At 44.7% G+C, this 20,871-nt stretch carries 23 protein-coding genes; 14 read left to right on the top strand and 9 right to left on the bottom strand.

The features are described from left to right. Together QUA78_RS12815 and QUA78_RS12810 are read left to right on the top strand one after the other, a co-directional pair. Window positions 1–1,101 (top strand): glycosyl transferase, encoded by a 1,101-nt coding sequence (locus QUA78_RS12815; RefSeq protein ID WP_333302452.1) that lies wholly within the window; start codon window positions 1–3, stop codon window positions 1,099–1,101. Window positions 1,102–1,209: 108 nt separating this feature from the next. Further along, window positions 1,210–1,647, top strand: coding sequence for a secondary thiamine-phosphate synthase enzyme YjbQ (locus QUA78_RS12810; protein WP_333302451.1), 438 nt, complete (start codon window positions 1,210–1,212; stop codon window positions 1,645–1,647). Here QUA78_RS12810 and QUA78_RS12805 read toward each other — a convergent pair. Next, window positions 1,613–2,128 carry a heme-binding protein gene (locus QUA78_RS12805; RefSeq protein ID WP_333302449.1) on the bottom strand — a complete coding sequence of 172 codons (516 nt, stop codon included), beginning with the start codon at window positions 2,126–2,128 and terminating at the stop codon, window positions 1,613–1,615. The genes QUA78_RS12810 and QUA78_RS12805 overlap by 35 nt on opposite strands. A gap of 422 nt (window positions 2,129–2,550) precedes the next feature. Between QUA78_RS12805 and QUA78_RS12800 the strand changes: the two genes are divergently transcribed. Beyond that, entirely contained in the window at window positions 2,551–3,753 is a 1,203-nt protein-coding gene (locus QUA78_RS12800; protein ID WP_333302447.1) for an EAL domain-containing response regulator, read from the top strand. Window positions 3,754–3,809: 56 nt separating this feature from the next. Then, a complete protein-coding gene (locus QUA78_RS12795) occupies window positions 3,810–4,655 on the top strand; it encodes a prohibitin family protein (protein WP_445302364.1) in 846 nt (281 codons plus the stop codon). 119 nt (window positions 4,656–4,774) lie between these two features. Here the strand turns inward: QUA78_RS12795 and QUA78_RS12790 are convergent, their stop codons facing one another. Next, on the bottom strand, window positions 4,775–5,707 hold the full coding sequence (locus tag QUA78_RS12790) for a LysR family transcriptional regulator (protein ID WP_333302443.1): 933 nt from the start codon (window positions 5,705–5,707) through the stop codon (window positions 4,775–4,777). 392 nt (window positions 5,708–6,099) lie between these two features. On the opposite strand from QUA78_RS12790, the gene QUA78_RS12785 reads away from it, so the two are divergent. The 9 genes from QUA78_RS12785 (at window position 6,100) to QUA78_RS12745 (ending at window position 13,475) form a co-directional block, all read left to right on the top strand. Then, window positions 6,100–7,602: an APC family permease gene (locus QUA78_RS12785; RefSeq protein WP_333302442.1), complete on the top strand. Its 1,503-nt coding sequence runs from the start codon at window positions 6,100–6,102 to the stop codon at window positions 7,600–7,602. Between the two features lie 212 nt (window positions 7,603–7,814). After that, window positions 7,815–8,519 (top strand): cadmium resistance transporter, encoded by a 705-nt coding sequence (locus QUA78_RS12780; protein ID WP_333302440.1) that lies wholly within the window; start codon window positions 7,815–7,817, stop codon window positions 8,517–8,519. Window positions 8,520–8,539: 20 nt separating this feature from the next. Then, window positions 8,540–9,199, top strand: coding sequence for a cadmium resistance transporter (locus QUA78_RS12775; RefSeq protein WP_333302438.1), 660 nt, complete (start codon window positions 8,540–8,542; stop codon window positions 9,197–9,199). Window positions 9,200–9,744: 545 nt separating this feature from the next. Further along, window positions 9,745–10,416, top strand: a complete 672-nt coding sequence (locus tag QUA78_RS12770; RefSeq protein ID WP_333302459.1) for a hypothetical protein — start codon at window positions 9,745–9,747, stop codon at window positions 10,414–10,416. A gap of 145 nt (window positions 10,417–10,561) precedes the next feature. After that, complete coding sequence (locus tag QUA78_RS12765; RefSeq protein WP_333302436.1) at window positions 10,562–10,984, top strand: DUF202 domain-containing protein; 423 nt, start codon at window positions 10,562–10,564, stop codon at window positions 10,982–10,984. Window positions 10,985–11,023: 39 nt separating this feature from the next. Continuing rightward, window positions 11,024–11,446 (top strand): DUF202 domain-containing protein, encoded by a 423-nt coding sequence (locus QUA78_RS12760; RefSeq protein ID WP_333398837.1) that lies wholly within the window; start codon window positions 11,024–11,026, stop codon window positions 11,444–11,446. Window positions 11,447–11,465: 19 nt separating this feature from the next. Then, window positions 11,466–11,702 carry a hypothetical protein gene (locus tag QUA78_RS12755; RefSeq protein WP_333302433.1) on the top strand — a complete coding sequence of 79 codons (237 nt, stop codon included), beginning with the start codon at window positions 11,466–11,468 and terminating at the stop codon, window positions 11,700–11,702. A 172-nt stretch (window positions 11,703–11,874) separates the two neighbouring features. After that, entirely contained in the window at window positions 11,875–12,378 is a 504-nt protein-coding gene (locus tag QUA78_RS12750; RefSeq protein ID WP_333302432.1) for a hypothetical protein, read from the top strand. 302 nt (window positions 12,379–12,680) lie between these two features. Further along, window positions 12,681–13,475 (top strand): sulfite exporter TauE/SafE family protein, encoded by a 795-nt coding sequence (locus QUA78_RS12745; RefSeq protein WP_333302431.1) that lies wholly within the window; start codon window positions 12,681–12,683, stop codon window positions 13,473–13,475. Window positions 13,476–13,702: 227 nt separating this feature from the next. On the opposite strand, the gene cysK is transcribed toward QUA78_RS12745, so the two are convergent. Together cysK and QUA78_RS12735 are read right to left on the bottom strand one after the other, a co-directional pair. Next, window positions 13,703–14,683 (bottom strand): cysteine synthase A, encoded by a 981-nt coding sequence (gene cysK / locus QUA78_RS12740; RefSeq protein ID WP_333302429.1) that lies wholly within the window; start codon window positions 14,681–14,683, stop codon window positions 13,703–13,705. Window positions 14,684–14,701: 18 nt separating this feature from the next. Beyond that, window positions 14,702–15,139 (bottom strand): RrF2 family transcriptional regulator, encoded by a 438-nt coding sequence (locus QUA78_RS12735; protein WP_333188866.1) that lies wholly within the window; start codon window positions 15,137–15,139, stop codon window positions 14,702–14,704. A 110-nt stretch (window positions 15,140–15,249) separates the two neighbouring features. Here QUA78_RS12735 and QUA78_RS12730 point away from each other — a divergent pair, with 110 nt between their 5' ends. Continuing rightward, window positions 15,250–15,483, top strand: a complete 234-nt coding sequence (locus QUA78_RS12730; protein WP_333302427.1) for a hypothetical protein — start codon at window positions 15,250–15,252, stop codon at window positions 15,481–15,483. Between the two features lie 220 nt (window positions 15,484–15,703). On the opposite strand, the gene QUA78_RS12725 is transcribed toward QUA78_RS12730, so the two are convergent. The 5 genes from QUA78_RS12725 to QUA78_RS12705 form a co-directional block, all read right to left on the bottom strand. Next, entirely contained in the window at window positions 15,704–16,828 is a 1,125-nt protein-coding gene (locus QUA78_RS12725; RefSeq protein WP_333302426.1) for a sulfate ABC transporter substrate-binding protein, read from the bottom strand. 290 nt (window positions 16,829–17,118) lie between these two features. Beyond that, the gene (locus QUA78_RS12720; RefSeq protein ID WP_333398835.1) at window positions 17,119–17,319 is read right to left on the bottom strand and encodes a YeeE/YedE thiosulfate transporter family protein; all 201 of its coding nucleotides are present in this window, start codon (window positions 17,317–17,319) and stop codon (window positions 17,119–17,121) included. Window positions 17,320–17,365: 46 nt separating this feature from the next. Next, a complete protein-coding gene (locus tag QUA78_RS12715) occupies window positions 17,366–17,950 on the bottom strand; it encodes a Crp/Fnr family transcriptional regulator (protein ID WP_333302423.1) in 585 nt (194 codons plus the stop codon). An 88-nt stretch (window positions 17,951–18,038) separates the two neighbouring features. Next, complete coding sequence (cysE, locus tag QUA78_RS12710) at window positions 18,039–18,770, bottom strand: serine O-acetyltransferase (protein ID WP_445302365.1); 732 nt, start codon at window positions 18,768–18,770, stop codon at window positions 18,039–18,041. Window positions 18,771–18,926: 156 nt separating this feature from the next. Continuing rightward, window positions 18,927–20,870 carry an ATP-binding protein gene (locus tag QUA78_RS12705; protein WP_333302419.1) on the bottom strand — a complete coding sequence of 648 codons (1,944 nt, stop codon included), beginning with the start codon at window positions 20,868–20,870 and terminating at the stop codon, window positions 18,927–18,929. Window position 20,871: the final 1 nt, after the last annotated feature.

Here is a 20,871-nt window from a genome sequence, read left to right as displayed (position 1 = left end):
ATGTCTCGACCTACATTATATATTGCCATCACGAATCACGGATTCGGCCACGCTGTCCGAGCCTCCTCCGTAGCTGCAAAAATTCAAGAATTAAATCCAGATATTTTACTAATTATGACAACAACTGCCCCTCGTTGGCTGCTAGAATCTTACATTGGCGGCGACTTTATCCACCGTCCCCGGGCTTTTGATGTGGGTGTCGTGCAAGCTGACAGTTTGCATATGGATAAAGACGCGACGCTGGAAAAATTGCTGGAAATTCGGAAAAAGCAAAATTCGCTAATTGCGGGCGAAGTTAATTTTATCAAGCAAAATCGGGTGGGTTTGGTGCTGGCAGATATTCCTCCTTTGGCAACGCGAATGGCGGCAGCGGCTGGGGTTCCTTGCTGGATGATGAGCAATTTCGGGTGGGATTTTATCTATCGCGATTGGGGCGGGGAATTTGCAGAAATGGCAGATTGGATTGGTGAGTGTTTCGGAATGTGCGATCGACTTTTTCGTCTTCCTTTACACGAACCGATGACAGCTTTCCCCAATATTCAAGATGTTGGCTTGACTGGCGGCAATCCTCGCTACAGTAACGAGAAAATTCGGGAAGTATTCGCAATCGAAACACCCCTGGAAAAAACTGTATTGTTGACTTTCGGCGGACTGGGTTTAGAGGAAATTCCTTATCAAAATTTACAGCAATTTAGCGACTGGCAATTTATTACTTTTGATGCGGGAGCTCCCAATTTGCCGAATTTGATTAATGTCAAAAATCAGGAGTTTGCACAATCTTTCCCTATTTTACCGCGTCCGGTTGATATTATGCCTGTCTGCGGGCGCTTAGTTTCTAAACCGGGATACAGCACTTTTGCGGAAGCTTTGCGCTTGGAAATACCTGTTGTTTCTATAATGAGAGAAGGTTTTGCAGAAGCTGCGGTGTTGCTGGAAGGGATTCAAAATTATGCGGAACATCAAATTGTGACGGCGACGGAGTTTTTTGAGGGGGATTGGGAGTTTTTGCGACAACCGCTACATCCGCCGCGTTTGTCGGGTAAATTGGATAAAAATGGTACGGAGGCGATCGCCCAAGCTGTTGTAGATTATTTTACATAAGGCGATTGAAATCGATCCTAGACAAACAAAGTCCGCCTTCGCCGACTGAAGAGTTTTGCATCAGTCTCATCCAAAATCTAAAATCTAAAATCTAAAATCTAAAATCGAATGACTCACTATCAACAGATACTCAAGATTCAAACTACCGGGAAGTCTCTGTGTAACATCACTCCTAAGATAGAAGATGCGGTGGCAAATTCAGGTATTAAAACGGGACTTTGTAGTTTATTTTTGCGCCACACTTCTGCTAGTTTGGTGATTCAAGAAAATGCTGACCCGGATGTACTTAAGGATTTGGCTAACTTTTTGGCTAAACTGGTACCGGAGGGCGATCGCTACATTCACGATGCGGAAGGCCCAGACGATATGCCGGCGCACATTCGCACTGCGCTGACTCATACTTCTGAACAAATCCCGATCGATCGCGGCAGGTTATTGTTAGGAACTTGGCAGGGAATTTACCTGTGGGAACACCGCCAGCGGGGCCACATTCGCGAATTAGTCGTTCACGTCAGCGGCACTCGATCGGAATTTGTACCTCGCTGATTTTAGTTGCTTCCGCCGTCATCGGGGAATTGTAAAAAAAACGGCGCGGCGGCCCGACTATTTCGTATTCAGGATGTTCTTGAAGCCAATCTTTGAGTTTCTGGAGGTTCTTTTCATAGCTTTCCCAAGTGTAAGCACCGCCCACACCGATGCTGACAACCGTCATCGGCGAAGTATCCGTGACTTCTACAGCGGAGTTAACGCTGCTGGGGGCGATATTTGGTGCGGGATAGAGGAACGAAACTTCTGCTTGGGGAACCGCATCGATTTGCCCGGAAGTTGCAGTGTAGCGCGCTTCTACTGGCGTTGTCATCGCAATTTTGTTGTTGCTGATATGTTGAAATAAGGGATTGAAGGCGATTCCAGTTGCTTGTCGCAAATCGCCCGCGTGGGTGTATGTGACAGCGCGGTACTGAGGATATTGCTTAACTTCTATGACCCCAATCTGTGCGGGTTCAGGGAATCCAGTAGGTAATACCATTTGAGATTTGAAAGTTGAGATTTTACATTGAAGAATGGGAAAAGACTGACTCCGCAAGGCTTTGGAACTTGCTTGCAGTTGCATTATTTTTTGCAACTTGTATAAATAGGCTGAGATTGTTTGCAGACCCTCGTTCAGGTGGCACAATTAGTTTAGCATTTATTCAGGGCGATGCTAACTGTCGATCGCCTAGAATTAGTTTAGACATTATTAATTAAGCTTGTAATAATACGGACGGCGCTGAGTAAACAGAGAAACATTAATCTAGTTATCTTTGAAAAATTACCGTTTTTCAGGGGCGTCTGCTATTTTGGTCGGAAAAGCTTCGGCTGTTTAGCCGATCGAGCTGTGCGTTCTCAGTTATTGCCACGCTTATCGCTTTCAGCTAGAGGGTCAATTATATCGCTTTCAGGGAATGACGTATGAAAAAGATTCTAGTGATTGAGGACGAGCAAATAATCCGGGAGAATATTCTCAAACTCCTCAAAGCTGAAGGTTTCGACGTGACGGGTGCAGAAAATGGAGCGCAAGGTTTAAATGCGGCGGTGTCAAATCTTCCCGACGTGATTCTTTGCGATGTGATGATGCCGGAACTTGACGGGTACGGGGTGCTGGTGGCCTTGCGATCTAATCCTGTTACTGCTACACTGCCTTTTGTTTTTCTCACCGGTAAAGCCGATCGCTCTGAAATGCGGCAAGGTATGGAATTGGGAGCAGATGATTATCTGACTAAACCTTTTACTAAAGCTGAACTTGTGGGGGCGATATCGAGCCGCTTGAAAAAACAAGAAGCTGTCGCCGAAAAGTACAATACTTTGCGATCGCCAAGCAGCGAATTGATCCAAGATGCCGCCGACAAATTAGACCAGATAAAAACAAGTTTGCGCGACGCATTGGAACGAGAAGAATTCCAAGTTTATTATCAGCCGCAGGTCAATGTCCAGACTGGTAAAATTATGAGCGCAGAAGCTTTAGTACGCTGGCTGCATCCAGAAAAAGGGCTGATTTCGCCCGCAGAATTTATTCCGTCTGCGGAAGCAACTGGCTTCATTGTACAGTTAGGCGAGTGGGTTTTGCAGACAGCTTGCAGGCAAATGCAAGTTTGGCAAAAAGCAGGTTTTTCGCTGCGGGTAGCGGTGAATCTGTCGGCGCGCCAGTTTCACCAACCGGAGCTCAGCAGCAGAGTTGCCCAAATTTTAGCAGAAACTGGTTTGGAACCGAGCAGTTTGGAATTAGAGCTGACTGAAAGTTTGATGGTGGAGGATGCCGAAAGCGCGATCGCTACTTTGCAACAATTGAAAAATTTGGGAGTTTGTATATCTATTGACGATTTTGGAACTGGGTATTCTTCTTTAAGCTATCTGGCGCAATATCCATTCGATACTTTAAAAATAGACCGCTGTTTCATCAGCAATATCACCGATGGTTGCACAAATGCAGCAATTGTAAAAGCTATTATTGAAATGGCGCACAGTCTCTGTCTTGAGGTAATTGCAGAAGGAGTTGAGACGGAAGCAGAAAAAGATTTTCTCTGGCGCTACAATTGCGATACAATGCAAGGATATTTGTTCAGTCCTCCTGTGTCTGCAGCAGATTTTGAACAGTTGCTGGTGGAAGGCAAATAGAATATCGGTTAAGTCAATATTTGTCCTATAATTAAGTGCTATCGTCGGGGTAGAATATGGTGGCAGAATCCAGCAGTAACGTTAACTCACTCAAATCCAGCAATAAAAAAAATAAGGAATTTTACATAGCAGTTCTACTAGCTCTAGTGATAGTGTTTTTAGCTATTATGTCCAAATTTTTTGTCATTGTCAACGCTGGAGAACGGGGCGTGATGATGCAGTTTGGTAAAGTGGAAGAACAGGTACTCGGAGAAGGAATTCACGTAATAGTCCCCATAGTTTATACTGTAAAAAAGTTGAGCGTCAGGGTGCAAAAACAGGAAAGTTCCGCTGAAGCTTCCTCAAAAGATTTGCAAGATGTTTTCACGGATGTAGCGCTGAACTGGCACATTATCCCAGAAGAAGCTAATGCTATTTTTCAACAAATAGGTGACGAAAAAGAAGTGGTTGCTCGCATTATAGATCCGGCAGTTGAAGAAGTATTAAAAGCAGTTATGGCAAAATACACGGCTGAAGAAATTATTACTAAACGGGGAGAAGTTAAAGCCGCAGTTGATGATTATTTGACCTTGAGACTGGTTACATATCATATTGCCGTTGACGATATTTCTTTAGTACACGTTCATTTTTCTGAGCGGTTTAGCGATGCGGTGGAGGCGAAACAAATTGCCGAACAGGAGGCAAAAAGAGGGGAGTTTTTAGCGCTGAAGGCAGTAAAAGAAGCCGAGGCTAAGGTGAATTTAGCCAAGGGAGAAGCCGAAGTGCAAAGGTTGCTGCGGGACAATTTGACTCCGGAATTTTTGGAAAGGCAGGCTATAGAAAAATGGAATGGGAAATTGCCGCTGATTGTTGGTGATGGAGGTAAAAATTTATTGGACTTGAGGAAATTGGTTGAGAGATAATTATAATCCTGGACGCACTGGTGGCCAGAAACCGGGTTTCTTTACGAAAATACACGGCGTTTAGCTTTTTATGTCGGTAAAAAACCCGCTTTCTTGAGTATTCCTGCGTAAGTCCTGAATTACCAATTATCAGCATCTTGACTTAATATCTGTTCAAAAGCTTTAGTAATTCCAGTTTGAAAACGCTGTCGGTGCTTCAGTTTTAAAACTGGTTTAATTATTTCAAAACATACATTAGAACTTGGTTGGTTATCTATAATTTTTATCGATCGCAGTGTAGATAGCTGCAATTCTTTTTTTACCATCAATTCAGGAATAGCCGCTGCACCTGTGCCACTTTCCACCACTGCTTTTACCATTTCACTGCTGTTCAAAACTAAAGTTACATTCAATTCATTGGGATTAATGCCCCAACTTTGCAAAGCTTGTTCCAACATTTGCTGAACTCCAGAACCAGCTTCTCGCATCACCCAATCCGTTTGCGCAATTTCCGTTAAACTCACCTCTGCACGTTCAAACCAAGGGTGAGATTTGCCAACAACAATCAGCAAGCGTTCGCTGCCTATAACTTCTTCCTCCAGAGTGTTCTTAAGCGAAGCTTTGATGTCTCCCGTCACTAAACCCAAATCAAATGTTCCCGTCGCCGTCCCCGCACAAATTTCTTCGGCATTTGCCAGAGTACAATTCACGCAAATACCAGGATATTTCTGTTTGAACGTGCTAATTTTATCAGGCAACCAATAATTGCCAATGGTCAGACTGCAACCCAATTTTAAATCGCCTCGCTGCAAGTCGTTCAACTCCCGCAAACCTCTCTCAGTCAAAGCAACTTGGTCGAGAATTTTCTGCGTTTCAACTTGCAGCAACTTCCCGGCTTCCGTGATTTCGATGTGGCGACCGATGCGGTGAAATAGTTTTACTCCATATTGCGCCTCTAAGCTTTGGATTGCCGCACTGACAGCGGGTTGAGTGATGTAAAGTTCCTCCGCCGCGCGGCTGAAGTGCAGGTGTTCCGCGACAGCTAGAAAAACTCGCAGTTGGTCAAGTGTCATTCCGGCCATGCTGAGTACCCTTTTACTAAATACAGTTATTTTTTGAGATTAAAATCTCTGGCGGCTAAACTTTGACCTGAACTTTTGGATCGAGTCTCTGGTACAGGCTGGAATTACCAAAAAAGTACGGTTGCCAGCCGCTATTTAAATTTTCCTTTTAACGTCAAGGGTTTGAGCTTGTGGCGACCGATAGGTATCGTCTTCCAACAGTTCTTTTGCCGCGGCACTGCATCACTTGCATTTATGAATTCGATAAAAAACAACATTTGATTTTACCGCTGAAGGGTCTTACAGTTAGACTCAAGCGTCTGAACGCTCGGCCCGACGCCGAAGCAGAACCGACAAGTTGAAGCCGATCGCCAAAAGTCGATCGACAAAAATAGAGAAGATAAATGACCAAGAAAACGCAAAAAAATCACAGTACCCACGGCTTAAAGCCGGACTGCCTCTCCTTCGGTGAGGTTTTAGCTCAATCCTTTGCCGTCATTGCACCTACAACTATACCAGCATCTAATATAGGTTTAATCGTCGCTCTTTCGGGTAACGGGGCTTGGCTGAGTTTTGCGATCGGCTTGATCGGCCTAGTATTTGTCAGTATCAATATCAACCAATTTGCGAGTCGATCGGCTTCTGCAGGTTCTCTTTATTCTTATATTGTTAAAGGACTAGGCCCGACTGCCGGCGTAATTTGCGGCTGGAGTTTGGTACTGGCTTATCTATTTACTGCGATGGCCGTTTTGTGTGGTTTTGCCAACTTTACGGGTACTTTCATCGGTCATTTAGGCATCCATCCGTCACCGATTACGCTGTTAGCGATCGGGGCGGGCGTTGCTTGGTATGCAGGTTATAAAGATATCCAACTCTCAGCTATGGCGATGCTGTGGCTGGAGGGGGCATCAGTGGCCGCGATCGCACTTTTAGGAATTATCATCTGGGCGCACAAAGGTTTTGCCCTGGATATGTCCCAATTAACTTTGGAAGGCGTAACTCCCGGCAACATAGCGACGGGACTTGTATTAGTCATGTTTGGTTTCTCAGGTTTTGAAAGTGCTACATCTCTGGGCGACGAAGCGAAAAAACCCTTAAAAAATATCCCCAGGGCTGTCATGGGCAGTGCTGTCATGGCAGGCTTATTCTTCATTCTGATGACCTATATTGAGGTTTTGGGTTTTAGCGGTACTGGAGTTTCTATTACTAATAGTGAAGAACCTCTGACTTTTCTAGCGCAACAAGTGGGCATGGGCTGGTTGGGAGAGTTAGTGGCTTTAGGCGCTTTATTTAGCTTTTTTGCTTGCGTGCTTGGCAGCATCAATCCAGCGGCGAGAGTGTTTTTTATGATGGCGCGGCACGGTTTGTTTCACTCTTCATTAGGTGTAGCGCATTCATCTAATAGAACTCCCCACGTTGCAGTAACGATGTGTACATTTCTGACATTTTTGGTGCCGGCTGTGATGTCTATGTTTAACATCAAACTGTTCGATTGTATGGGTTATTTGGGGGCAATTTGCAGCTACGGATTTTTAACCGTGTACGTCTTAATTTCGATCGCAGCCCCGGTTTACCTGCACAAAATTGGTAAATTGCGCGTGCGAGATGTAGCGTTCTCGGCTGTGGCGATCGCATTTATGATGATTCCGATTGCGGGCAGCGTGGGCATTCCCGGCAGCACTATGTTCCCACCTCCAGAAGCTCCTTACGATGCCTTTCCTTACTTGTTCTTGATGTACTTGGTGGCTACTTGCGGATGGTTTTTCTGGCAGCGGCTGCGTTCTCCTGGACTGACGGGATCGATGCAGCAGGGTATTGACGCAATTCATGCCAAGTTCGAGGAAGAAAATGCAATTTATGGTGGTGTTCGATTGAAAGCCGTTCCCTTTGACAGCGATCGTTTTTGATTAGCAGTTACCAGTTCGCAGTCAGAACGAAGAGTTTTTAGCAACGGGGTTTTTACTGAGATATGGCAGGATTGTCGATCGGCATTTCAAGGGCAGCGTCGGAGCAACTGGCCACAATAAAATTTAATTTGTGTGGAACGGGCCGGAGAGCCTGTTCCTAAGATACGATCCCAGCGAGTACAACGAAATAAAAAATCTGAGGAGACACAGAAATGAATGAATTACTAACAGCAATTTCTACGGGTATGACGGCTTTTACGGCTACGAATCTTGACGATATTCTGATTTTGCTGCTGTTTTTCTCGCAGGTGAATGCAGTATTTCGGCACAGGCATATCGTCTTCGGTCAGTATCTGGGTTTTACTGCACTGGTGTTTGTTAGCCTTCCCAGCTTTTTTGGCCGCTTAATCTTTCCGCCAGATTGGCTCGGAATGCTGGGTTTGCTGCCAATTGCGATCGGGCTTAGCCGCTTGCTGAATCCAGAAACCGACGATTCGGAAGTTGAGGCAGAATTAGAGCAATCTGAGAAATCTTTTTTTAGCAGTTTCCTGTCTCCTGAAACTTACAGCGTAGCAGCGGTGACGGTGGCAAATGGGGGCGACAATATCGGGATATATGTGCCGCTTTTTGCTAGCAATACTTTAGAAAGTTTGGCGGTGATTCTCGCTGTATTCTTCGCGATGGTTGGCGTTTGGTGCTACGCTGCTTATCGGTTAATTCAGATGCAGGCGATCGCGGATACTTTGACTCGTTACGGCAATCAGCTTGTGCCTTTTGTTTTGATCGGATTGGGAATGGCGATTCTGGTCAAAAGCGGCACTCTGGCAAGCCCAACTTTAAGTATAATATCTTTAGTTGGTTGCTGTTTCTGTTTGATAACTATGAGCAGAAGTAACGCCAGGGAAACTGAAGTTTAGAAATATTGAAGGGATAGCACATGAATTGGATTGCAGCAGCGATTATTGCCGGGATTACATCTTTTGCCGCAACCAATATCGACGATATGGTGCTTTCCATGCTGTTCTTCGCCCAGGTAAATGATACTTTCCGCCCCCGGCATATCTTTGTCGGTAAGTACCTCGGATTTGCAGCACTCATCGCTGCTAGTTTGCCCGGTTTTTTTGGCGGTTTAATTGTGCCGAAAGCTTGGATTGGCTTGCTGGGTTTGGTTCCGATCGCGATCGGCATCAGTCACTTAGTCAAGAAAGAAAATGAGGAAAATGACGTACAAGCGGTATCGGGCGAATTTAACCGGAAATCTAATTCACCTGTGTCAAAAATAGCAAATCTTTTCAACCCCCAAACTTTGAATGTGGCTGCTGTTACTATAGCCAACGGGGGTGACAACATCGGTATTTATTTGCCGCTGTTTGCTAGCAGCGATTTGCCGAGGTTGGTGGTGATTTTGGCGGTTTTCTCGGTGATGGTAGGTGTTTGGTCTTATGCCGCTTACCGATTAACTCGCCAAAGGGCGATCGCCCGTATTTTGACTCGCTATACCAAGGTTGTTGTTCCTTTTGTTTTGATTGGTTTGGGAATATTTATTCTGATTGAAAGCGGTACTTATCGCCTGCTCCCGCAATTTCAATCTAACTAATAATCAGCCCAAGTGCAGCTATTTGCATCCCTCTATAGGTAGATAATTTGCCATAATTCATAACTCCCAACTCATCATTTTTACCTTAACAATTGTTTGCTTAAAAATTGCGCTAATTCGCTTGAAATATCTCAAGAAATATGCTAAGTTAATAATGAAGTGATTGACTAAACTAAAAGCAGCTTCAAACGAATTTAGGCTCTAGTCTTCACTAAAGTGCAAACCATCTTTTGAGCTAGCCAATAACCAGACTTAGGCAACAATATACCTATTGTCTCAAGAAATCCTGTAGTGGTGAATCTAACAAAGCTAAAAACTTGAGGATGAATCCCTAGAATATCGCCCGAACACTTTGCCACTACCCCACCCAGCTCGACTTTGACAATAGGTATAATGCTAAAAAACCTGATTTTTCGATTCTGCCAAATTTGGCTTCTCAGGCAAACCATTTAAAGAGATATCGTTTTTGCCTAAGTCCGAAAATAGCAAGCAAACAGAAAGTTGGAAAAAACCTGACAATCTAGAAAAGGAGAAAAATTGTGAAAATGTTCAAATTTGTTTTAGTGCTCTTGGTAATGGTCGCCAATTTAGTATTCGTTCCTCCCTCCTGGGCCGACGCTCCAAAAACGCCGAGATATGCGAGCAATCCCGACTACATAGAGGTGAGTGAAGCTCTGACTGAAGCTCTGAACACTCTCAAGGCTGCGAAAGACTCACCGGATAGCGCCCAGGATTATACCCCTAAGGAACTCCACAAAAAAATCTCTCAATTGGAGTTTCAAAAATACACTTTAGAAACGGGAAAACCTTGGGGTCAGTGCCGCAACGAGACAGGGAAAACCCTGGCTGTCTACGGCCCGAAAGGCAAAAAAGCAGCGGACTCTTCTTACGAGAATGCCCTGTATTTTCTAGCTGACGGCCAAACAACTGAATATAAATGGGATTGCGATGGGATTTTTCTACCCAGCGATGTCAATGCAACCGATTTAAGAACGACCGATCAAGATTCAGAACAATTGACTGGCGGTCTAGCTGTTAAGATAGTTGACGGAACTCAACTTGTAGCGAGAGCTAATCCCGATACGGGGGCTGTAGAATTCAACGTTCCTACTGCTAAAGTTTTCCAGCCAGGGGATGCGAATTGGTTTGTTCCTGACGTGACTCAGGCGTACATAGATACGCAACTTCCCAACGCACCTACTGAGGAAAATGATTAGTTTTGGTGAAGTTGTAATGCGATCGGCTGTGTAAAGCCCGTTGCAACGCAAGAACCGCCGGGGATCGATCCCCGGCGGATAATCGTCCCAGCGAAAATATATCGGTTTACCTTCATATTTGGAGTTAATATTAAAAGGTTGCTCTATGCTATTAAATTGGAAATCCACGAAAGTAAATACAGAAAAGATTAAGCGACCAAATCCGTCGCGGGTGCGGGATCACTTGGCAAACGAGCGCACTTATTTAGCATGGATGCGGACAGCAATATCGCTGATGGGTTTTGGCGTAGTTATCGTGCGCCTTCGCGCCTTCCATCCCCCTCTGCTGCCAACTCCCGGCAATGGTTGGAAGTTGGGTTTGCTTTTTTCAATAGTGGGTTTGCTGACAGTGCTCTTATCAACTAAGCACTACTTCGGCGTTCGCCACGATATCGATTACGATACTTATGAACCTACGGATCGCTGGGTAATTCTTTTCAGCCTCGCGATCGCCATCCTAGGGACTGGGGTAATTTATTATATTTTCACCATTCCTTCTAGCTTAGAAGGTTTGATGGCACCAGAATAATGGCGCTGGTTTTATATTAATCTTAAAGAGTTGGAGCGCGTGCAATTATCGTTCAAACCGATGCAAGTAGATGATGAGAAACAAACGCAGCAAAATCTGTCGCGGGCGATCGATCGATCGGCAAACGAACGCACCTTTTTATCGTGGATGCGGGTCGCGGTTGCACTCATGGCTTTTGGCGTCATCATCGTCCGACTTCGCGTCGGGCAACTGCCCGTGCAGTACCGCCAGGTGATGGGGTGGAAGTTAGGTTTAATCTTCTCTCTCATAGGTTTGGCGACAGTCTTAATCTCAACTGGAAAATACTTTATCGTTCGCCGCCAAATTGAGGAGGATACCTACGAACCCTCAGATTGGTTGATATTCCTCTTCAGTTCGGCTGTCGGCTTATTGGGGATTGGAGTAATTTATTTTATCTTTGTAGCCGCCGTCAGCCCAAGTAGTTCTGTAATACCCGATTGATTGTCAACAGGAGTTAACCATGAACAGCGATACAATTGCCACGATCGCTTCCATTATCATCTTAGCTGCTGCTATCTGGGCAGCATTCGCAGTGCTCGAGAGTGTCGCGAAAATATTCCCTAAATTGCTGGGCGTGACAGTCGCGATCGGGCTTTTGCTCGTTTACCTGCAATTTTACTGGGGCATCGATACTGCATATCTTTGGCAAACTGTCAAGCATTTGCCTGAAGCTTTCAATTTCTCGATGGGCGCCTAAACTCCCACCAGCCAGCATTCTCAACAATTTCTCCCGGATAGATATTTTTGTACCCGGAACAAAGTAGATGTAGCCGATCGCTCCTAAAATACGGTAACTTGATTGACTTACTAGACATAGCTCTGTTGGAATGCTAAACTACGGTAAGTCGATCGAGTAATGAGCTATTAACGTGGAAAACGCTAAAAAAGTCATTGAAGAGTACCAGCTTGCAGGACAACTGACCCAACAGTTGCCAGAAGCTAAGGGCTTTAAGGAAGTCAGGTTTAAAAAAATCCGAGGCGGGTTGCTTCTGGCAATTGGATATTTGCTATCACCGCTGTGTTGGTGGAACGACATATTTTTCAATCTGCCAATTGCCTACGCCTTTGGGTATATCTGTAGTGGGCTTTCCCCAGATTTACTGTTTCCTGGCACAATTGTCGGCTACTGGCTTTCCAATATTGCTGGAATTCTGTTGATGCAATTCGGGGCTGTAGATGTTTTTGCAGACAAACCCAAGGAAAAAAACCTCAAAAAAGAGTTATTGACGGGTTTAGTTTCCTCAACCGTCTTCACAATTGTCGTTGTGGCATTGATTCATTTTAATGTTCTCGATACTCCCGATTTCTTTGCCGGCAAAGAATCGGTTAACCTCAGCTCTGTTTTACCTATGACGATAGTCACTTTAAGGTAAAAGGCAGAACATAAACCCATCAATTAATCGAGGGTTTTTAATCAGTTACACAGGTAAATATAATAAAATCAGGGAGCTTTTACACTACATTTTTTGTAGGTTTGTTTAATTGCATTTACTGAGTTTAACCTAGAATATTGTAGCTAAAAACGAAAAAAAAATAAGCGTTGAAGAGCAAAAGTTCTGGTAACAAATATTGAAATGCGAGTAAGATTTTGCCTGTGTTGCTGTGTGGCAGGAGCCGCCCAAGTTATCTATTTGTTGGTTGGCAGCGCTTAAATACACAATTTTTGGGCATAACCGTGAACTACTTATTACTATCCTTTCTCAGCTTTTTTGTTGGCATTATCGTTGGTTTGACCGGAGTTGGCGGAGCGTCGCTCATCACCCCAATGTTAATTTTTGTTTTCCAGGTTCCGGCATCAATTGCTATTAGTTCGGATGTCGTAGCTGCTACACTGATGAAAGTTGTTGGCGGCTTCAAACACTGGCAGCAAAAAACCCTCGACTTGCAAGTAGTTAAGTGGCTGGCTTTGGGCAGCGTGCCCGGTTCGCTGACTGGGGTGTGGATTTTACACTGCATCAAATCCAGCGGAAATCAGAATTTAGACAGCATATTGCTGCGCGTTCTCGGAGTAGCGATCGCACTAATTGTCGCTTTATCGCTGACCCAATTAGTTCTCAAAACATTTTTCCCTAATTTTAAATTGCCTGCGACCCCAGAATGGGACTTAAATACTAATTATGGCCGTATTTGTACTGTGAGTGCGGCAGCAATTTTAGGCTGCATAGTGGGAATCACTAGCGTGTCTTCCGGTTCGATGTTTGCACTGTTGCTGATTGCTGTTTTCCGCTTGGATACTTCTAAATTGGTGGGTACAGATATTTCCCAGGCGGCAATTTTGTTGATGTTTACGTCTGTGGGACACCTCAGCCTCGGAACAGTAAACTGGAGTTTAGTTTTGCCAATTTGGTTGGGTTCGGTGCCGGGAGTTTTGGTAGGGGCTAAATTCTGCCAAATTATGCCTCAACGCCCGCTAAAGTTTGTGATTTACGGAATGTTGGCGATGGCTAGTTGGAAGTTGTATCAAGTCTGAAAAGTAGGGATAGTACCCAGCCCATTGGTGTCAACAATCCCATAAAAACCTTTGTATATCTTGTTTATCGCCGAGTCTAGATCCCCCTAAATCCCCCTTAAGAAGGGGGACTTTGAGAATAATTTTGTCCCCCCTTTATTAAGGGGAGTGAGGGGGGATCTAGACTTCGATACAATAAGAGAGACGGTCGGTTTGACGTTAAGTTGTCACCAATGCCCTACTACGTATTAATAATTGCTGACTAATGCTTCGAGTTCGCTGACTGTCGGCAATTCTAAGTCTTTGAACAAGACTGTACTGAGGTAGCGTTCGCCATAAGAAGGCTGCACAAAAACTATCAATTTCCCAGCATTTTCGGGACGCTTGCCGACTTGAATTGCGGCAAACAAAGCCGCGCCTGCTGAGATTCCTGACAACAATCCTTCTTCTCTGGCTAGTCGGCGACTGTAGGCGATCGCATCTGCGTCGCTAACTGCAATCACCTCATCAATTAACTCTGGTTTCAACACTTCCGGGATGAATCCTGCACCAATTCCTTGAATTTTGTGAGCACCAGATTTACCTCCAGAAAGCACGGCGCTGGTGGCTGGTTCAACTGCGATCGCCTTAAAACTCGGTTTCCGCTGTTTAATTACCTCAGCAACTCCAGTAATCGTACCGCCGGTGCCAACTCCAGCAACTAAAAAATCTACTTTACCCTCTGTATCTTCCCAAATTTCTTCGGCCGTGGTTGCCCGGTGAATTTTCGGATTAGCGGGGTTGCGAAACTGTTGCAGCATGAAAGCGTCGGGGGTTTCTTCTACAATTTCTTCCGCACGGGCGATCGCGCTTAACATCCCTTCATGTCCCGGAGTTAATTCCAACTGAGCTCCGTAAGCTTTCAGCATCGATCGGCGCTCTAAACTCATCGTATCCGGCATAGTTAAAATCAGACTGTAGCCTTTCGCCGCCGCGATCATTGCCAAAGCAATTCCAGTATTTCCTGAAGTCGGTTCAACTAAAATAGTTTTCCCCGGTTGAATTAACCCCGCATCTTCTGCCGCCTGAATCATGCTTGCCGCAATCCGATCTTTCACCGAAGCAGCCGGATTCATCCCTTCCAATTTTGCCACAATTTGAGCAACTACTCCTTCGGCTTGGGGAATTTTATTGAGCTGAACTAATGGAGTTCTGCCAATTATTCCTGTAACATCCTTAGCAATTCTCATGGTTTAATTTCTCTCCCCTTAAATGTAGTACATGGGATGTGCTTGTTTGCGAACATCCCGCTGTTCGCACAAATCTTGTAATGTGTATTTGCCCAAAACAGCCCAAGATGCCTGTTGAGCTTCCTGCCAGATTTCTAGCACCGCAGTTTTTTCTATTGTTACAGATTCCGAAACTTTTTGAGTCTGGCTGCTGCCGTCGCCTTCGAGTGTCGAAAACACCTCTAGCAAAGTAATCTGCCAAGGCTCTTTTGCCAGCAAATAACCGCCTTTAGCGCCCCGCAAACTCTGGACGATACTTGCACGCCGCAGCACGGCAAGAATTTGGTCTAGATAGCGTTCCGGTATCTCTTGAGAAGCAGTAAGTTCGTTCACTGTTAGGGGCGAATCCTTCGGGTGGTGGCTCGCCAGTTCCAAGAGCGCTAACAGGGCATATTCTACTCTAGAAGATAGTTCCACATTCCCCACTGGCGATCGAATTTAAATTGTACATTATATCATAGTACACAATTCCGGTAGGTGTACAGGTGTTAGTATCTTTTTATTACAAAAACGGTTGGAGAAATCCCGTGAGCAACGTAAATGTAGGTTTAAGCTGTCGGCACTGTCGATATTACGAGCAGCACGGGCACAGGGGCGGAAACTGCCAGATGCTCGGCGTGGCGGTACAGGGTGGGTGGAAAGCTTGCCCCTTCTTGGTTCCGCCATTTGCACCGTCTTGGGAACACCCAGAAGCGGGTAGAGCCCGAAAGTCTCAAATGTTGCAGGGAGCAACTATTTTACAGGCAATACCCCCACCTTGAAGTAACTGCTAAGTAGGTAGGCGGATATATGCTGTGTCATCGTTAAGTTTATTCATACTCACCTACTTGGGGGCCGTCAACAGGTGCGAGATATCGCATCTGTTGGCAGTGAGAAGAAAGAAATCAGGAGAAAGAGAAAAGCAAGGGCGATCGTCGCACTTGCTTTTGAACTTATTGACCAGTCGAGGATTAAATTTAATTAACGCAATTTCGCTCCAGATTATCTCCGGCCCAGAGCATTCTCAATTTGATCGAATATCGCATTGTCAGCAAAGAATTTCTTTTGCACCGCATTCCAGCCGCCTACATCGGCGATAGTAAACAGTTTGCCAATTCTGGGAAACTTACTGCTAAATTCTCCGGCTACCGTCGAGTTCACAGGTCGAAAACCCGCTTTAGCAAATTCTCGCTGAGCTTCCGGCGTGTAAAGATATTTCACAAAAGCCTCCGCCACCTTCGTAGTTCCGTGTTTGGCTGCGTATTTATCAACTACAGCCACGGGGTTGTCAATGGAAATATTCACTTGGGGGATGATGAAAGGTTCAGCTTCGCCCTTCGTTTTCGCCAAGAGAATTTCGTTTTCGTAGTTGATCAGTACATCGCCTTGGTTTTGTTTGTAGAAGGTATCAGATGCTTCGCGGGCATCTTTGGGAAGCACTGGTACGTTTTTGTAAACCTGGCTGACAAAGGTGCGGGCTGCTTGTTCGTTTCCTCCGTTTCGACTTATCGAACCCCACAAAGCTAAGAAGTTCCAGCGCGCGACACCAGAGGTTTTGGGATTAGCAGTAATTACTTTGATACCCGGTTTGGCTAAATCGGCCCAGCCTTGGATTTTTTTGGGATTTCCGGCCCGCATTACTAATGCTGCAACTGATTTGCTAACAATTCCGTTATTAGGTACTTCTCGTTCCCAACCCTGTTTAATTAGACCGGCTTCTTGGATGCGATCGGTATCAAAAGCTAAGGCTAAGTGTACGACATCGGCTTCCAAACCGCTAATCACAGCACGGGTTTGGGAACCTGAACCGCCGTAGCTTTGGCTGATACTGACATTCTGGTTGTTTTCTCGTTTCCACTTCGCTACAAAGCCGGGAACAATCTTTTCGTAGGCGGATTTGGTAACAGAAAAGGAAACTAAGGTGAGTTCGACATCTTTTGGTTTTGGCTGGCTGATTGCAGGCTGAGGAATTAACCAGCTCAAGCCTAAACCTACTGCAAAAAAGAAAGTAAAAACTTTGAACAGTGACGATTTAAGGAAATTTGCTGACTTCAGAGAAAAACCTGCCGAACCAGTCTTTTTTTCCGAGAACCACAAAATTCTATTTTTTAGGCGATCGTACCACATTAAGGAGAGTTCCTATTGTTGTTTTAGTTTCAGGTGAATTGAGCGCAAAACATAATGTCCTGCGCTGGCAAGCAGTGCAAATGCAATCCAATAATATTTGCCACGAACATCTATAACATTTCGCTATGGCAGTAATTTTTGCTAAGGGCAACAATGGCACTATTGAGAGAGTTTTTTGCCCGCAGTTGGGCTTCGCACTCAAGGCTCGATCGCAAACGATCTCTGCTTAATTTAACAGACTACACGATTAACTACTTAATGTCTATAGGCAAACAGTATTTTATGGTGGCTTAATTGTGGAGTCGGAGGAGCGATCGCAATTTAACTCCCGTAACACTACCCACTTCATCAGCAGCAATCCACAGCCAACCGTGCAAACTGATGCAAGCAATGCCGCTAAAAAAAGCGCCGACATTGCAGCCAAAAGCTAGCGGCCCTCCACAGCCAATCACAAATACCTCACAAACTCTACATGATTTTTTGTGAAACATTATAAAATATCTGGAGTTGAAAAGATTAACAGTTAATATCCTTTTTTTATATTTCGTAGTGCCACACCTCGGAAGGTTGCAGAATAATCCGGTGGAGCGGCAGACGATTAATCAAGCCTTGCTGCTCAAAATTACCGAGGGTGCGAGTGACAGTTACGCGACTTGTACCGAGAATTTCTGCAATGTCCTGATGCGTTAAAATCATATCGATCAGATGTCCTCGCTCTACCTCGGAACCAAACCTCTTAGCCAGCCAAGTTAAGAGTTGATAGAGCATAAAATCAACTCTTTTGTAACCTCGCATTACCATAAAATCTTCAGCCTGCTGAATGTGACTGAGCAAAATCTCTCTATTTAGCCAGCGATCGCCAGATAGTAAAATTGCTTCGACTTTAGTGAGGCATTCAATTTGAAAAGGATCGCATTTTGATATCGGTTTGCCGATCGTATCACCAGGCCCCCACAATCCCAAGGTGATAATTGTGCCATCTTCAAGCCACGTTACAGTTCGCACTACTCCAGTTTCAATTCGCCACAGAGCATTGCTTCTGTTGGGCAAGTGCGAGCGGCGAGAAAATATATGTCTGCTCGTTTCATCAAAAGTTTTAGTGGAAAGAGAAGCAATAGTCATAGCCAGTTATTTAAGGAATCTAAAGTTAGTTTGCACAATGGCAGCAGGATAGTGTTGCTGGCAAAAATCTATATAAATTAAAGCTTTACTAGATTCCTGCACCGTCTAAAAAGTCTGTAATGAATAAATTAGAAGACATAAATAATTTATGCTTCTCGGCTTCTTTTTGCTCAGATTCAGTTGCTTTAAGCGGAGAGACTTGAGATTTTAAAAAATTAACCTGGTCTTCTAAATCCTTAATCCGATCGAACAAAGCTCGAATCGCTTGAGCTTCCAAATCCGGTATGTCTTGAGAATTTTGAGCATCTTCCACCTGTTTTTTCCGAGGGATGATGCGACCGGGAATTCCTACAACTGTGCAATCGCTAGGGACATCCCGCAGCACTACCGAACCCGCACCAATCCGAACATTATTGCCAATTTGAATATTGCCTAAAACTTTAGCGCCGGCTCCCACGACTACATTTTCTCCCAGCGTTGGATGCCGTTTTCCTATTTCTTTGCCCGTGCCGCCAATGGTCGCTCCTTGATAAATTACAGCATAATCTCCAACGATCGCAGTTTCGCCAATTACCACCCCCATGCCGTGGTCGATAAACACCCCCCTACCAATTTTCGCACCTGGGTGGATCTCAATACCTGTTAAAAACCGACTCTGTTGGGAAATCAAGCGGGGTACAAACGGCAGGCCAGCGGAATAAAGCCAGTTTGCTATCCGGTGCAAAAAAAGTGCTTGCAGTCCGGGATAGCAAAATAATACTTCCAGCCAGTTGCGCGCCGCGGGGTCGCGTTCGTAAATAATTTGCAAGTCACTGAACATATTTAGTCTCGCCGTGTTTGGGTTATACAGTATCGGCAGTGCCAAGGGTTTAAGCTGCATAAAGCAGTATTGGTTTTGGCATTATTACACATAATACTGTAAATCGACCGATTTACAGTAGTTAATGAGAAAAAAATTTTTCTTCCCCAACCCTTTCTAAGCTGCCTCCGATATTTTCCGCGAAACAAACGGTACAGCTTGTTTGACTTCTTGCCGCAGCGGAATCTCGATGGAGAATTCCGTCCCCAATCCCGGTGTCGAATCGCAGCGCAGCGCACCCTTGTGCTTTTCTACGACAATTTTATAGCTGATTGACAGTCCCAATCCCGTCCCTTTTCCGGCTGGTTTCGTTGTAAAGAACGGGTCAAACAGCAGTTTTTTGACATTTTCTGCCATACCGGGGCCGTTGTCAGATATCCGCACAATTATTTTATCGGGGCTCGAATATTCTGTGGTTATGGCGATCGCGATCGGATTGGCTTTCGCTGCTTTGGGCCCGCGATCGAGGTTGTAACTCTCAAGGGCGTCGATCGCATTAGCCAGAATATTCATAAACACCTGATTTAATTGTCCGGCATAGCACTCTACTAAAGGTAAATGGCTGTAATTTTTAACAATCTCGATCGCCGGGCGATCGGCTGTAGCTTTCAGGCGACTTTGGAGAATTAGCAGAGTGCTGTCAATGCCTTCATGAATGTTGACAGGTTTCATTTCGCTTTCATCTAAGCGAGAGAAATTACGCAAAGACTTGACAATTTGAACAATGCGATCTGCTCCTATTTTCATCGATGACAGCAGTTGTGGCAAATCTTTGCTGAGAAACTCAAAGTCAATATTTTCTAAATACTTTGAAATTTCCGATGGAGGGTATGAATAGTGTTTTTGGTAGAGTTTTACCAACTCCAACAAATCGCTACTATATGCGCTGGCGTGTTGAATATTGCCGTAAATAAAACTAATAGGATTGTTAACTTCGTGGGCGACACCAGCAACTAATAAACCCAAACTAGACATTTTTTCCTGCTGAATCAGTTGAGTTTGAGTTTGCTGCAATTCTTGTAAGGTTTGCTCTAGCTGTTGAGATTTAGCCGTGCGTTCTGCTGCTACTCTTTCAAGTCTATCGGTATAATTCAACAAGCTCATTAGATAAAGTGTCACAGCAAAGCTTAAGATATTCCCTAATATTAAAACAGTCAAAGAACGCCAAAATCTTAGAGGATTAATGTACTCTGGCGTCAGCCGCAGTTGCAGCAGCCACCTGCGATTTTCAATATTGAGAATGCGGGTGCAACTGCTGCCGTCCGGGCAGTAAGCTTTTTCCCCAATAGATAGTTGATTTTTAATGTTTTCGTCAGTAATTATTCTTTTAGTCTTCGCTTCGTAAAAAGCGAGAAATCTTTCGGCTTCAGGAGCCATAGCATCTTGAAGATACACGTTAACAAAGTTAAGTTGAGTTTCCTGTAAAGCCGATTTAACAATAGCATCAATGAGCAAAATCCCCAGAGTAAAACCTTTCAAATTTTCTGGTTTTTTAGCAGGTGACTTTTCCGACAAGGCTGCGGTATCGTCAGGAGACGTTTGACTAAAAATTGGCAGAAAGACAAAGAAGCTTGGGGGATTTTGTGAGGGCAATTTTTGGCGGTCAGTCGCGGTAATTTCTTGTCTTTTTGTGGCGTTTTCTAACGCTACCCGATTGGCGGTTAAATCTAAACTTAAATCTATTTCCTCTGTCAGGAATTGCGGAGAGTCAGAAACACGGGGCAACCAAGCGATCGCCTTCAGGCTCGGATGGCGGTAGAGGGCAGGACCAACAAATGTCTTCATTTCTGGTTTTTTAACGCCGTCAAATACGCTGTAAAATGCTCCAGCAGCACGAATTATTTCTAAATTGCCGCTAACATCTCTCTGAATGTCTGTAGCTATTTTGTCCAGCCGGTCTTGCAGTTCAGCTTGCATGGATTTGTATTCCCAATTGTACGCAACTGAAGAGGCGATCGCAGACAGTCCCAATCCTGCACAAAGTGTTAATCCTGCCTGGATGTAACGGCGATAACCAACTAAAGTGCTAGTTGCTAAATTAAACAATTTGTTAGGATTCATA

Origin of the sequence: Microcoleus sp. K4-B3, from assembly GCF_036704615.1 — a bacterium.
In the GTDB taxonomy this organism is placed as follows: Bacteria; Cyanobacteriota; Cyanobacteriia; order Cyanobacteriales; family Microcoleaceae; genus Microcoleus.
This window is presented reverse-complemented; position numbering and strand designations above follow the sequence as displayed.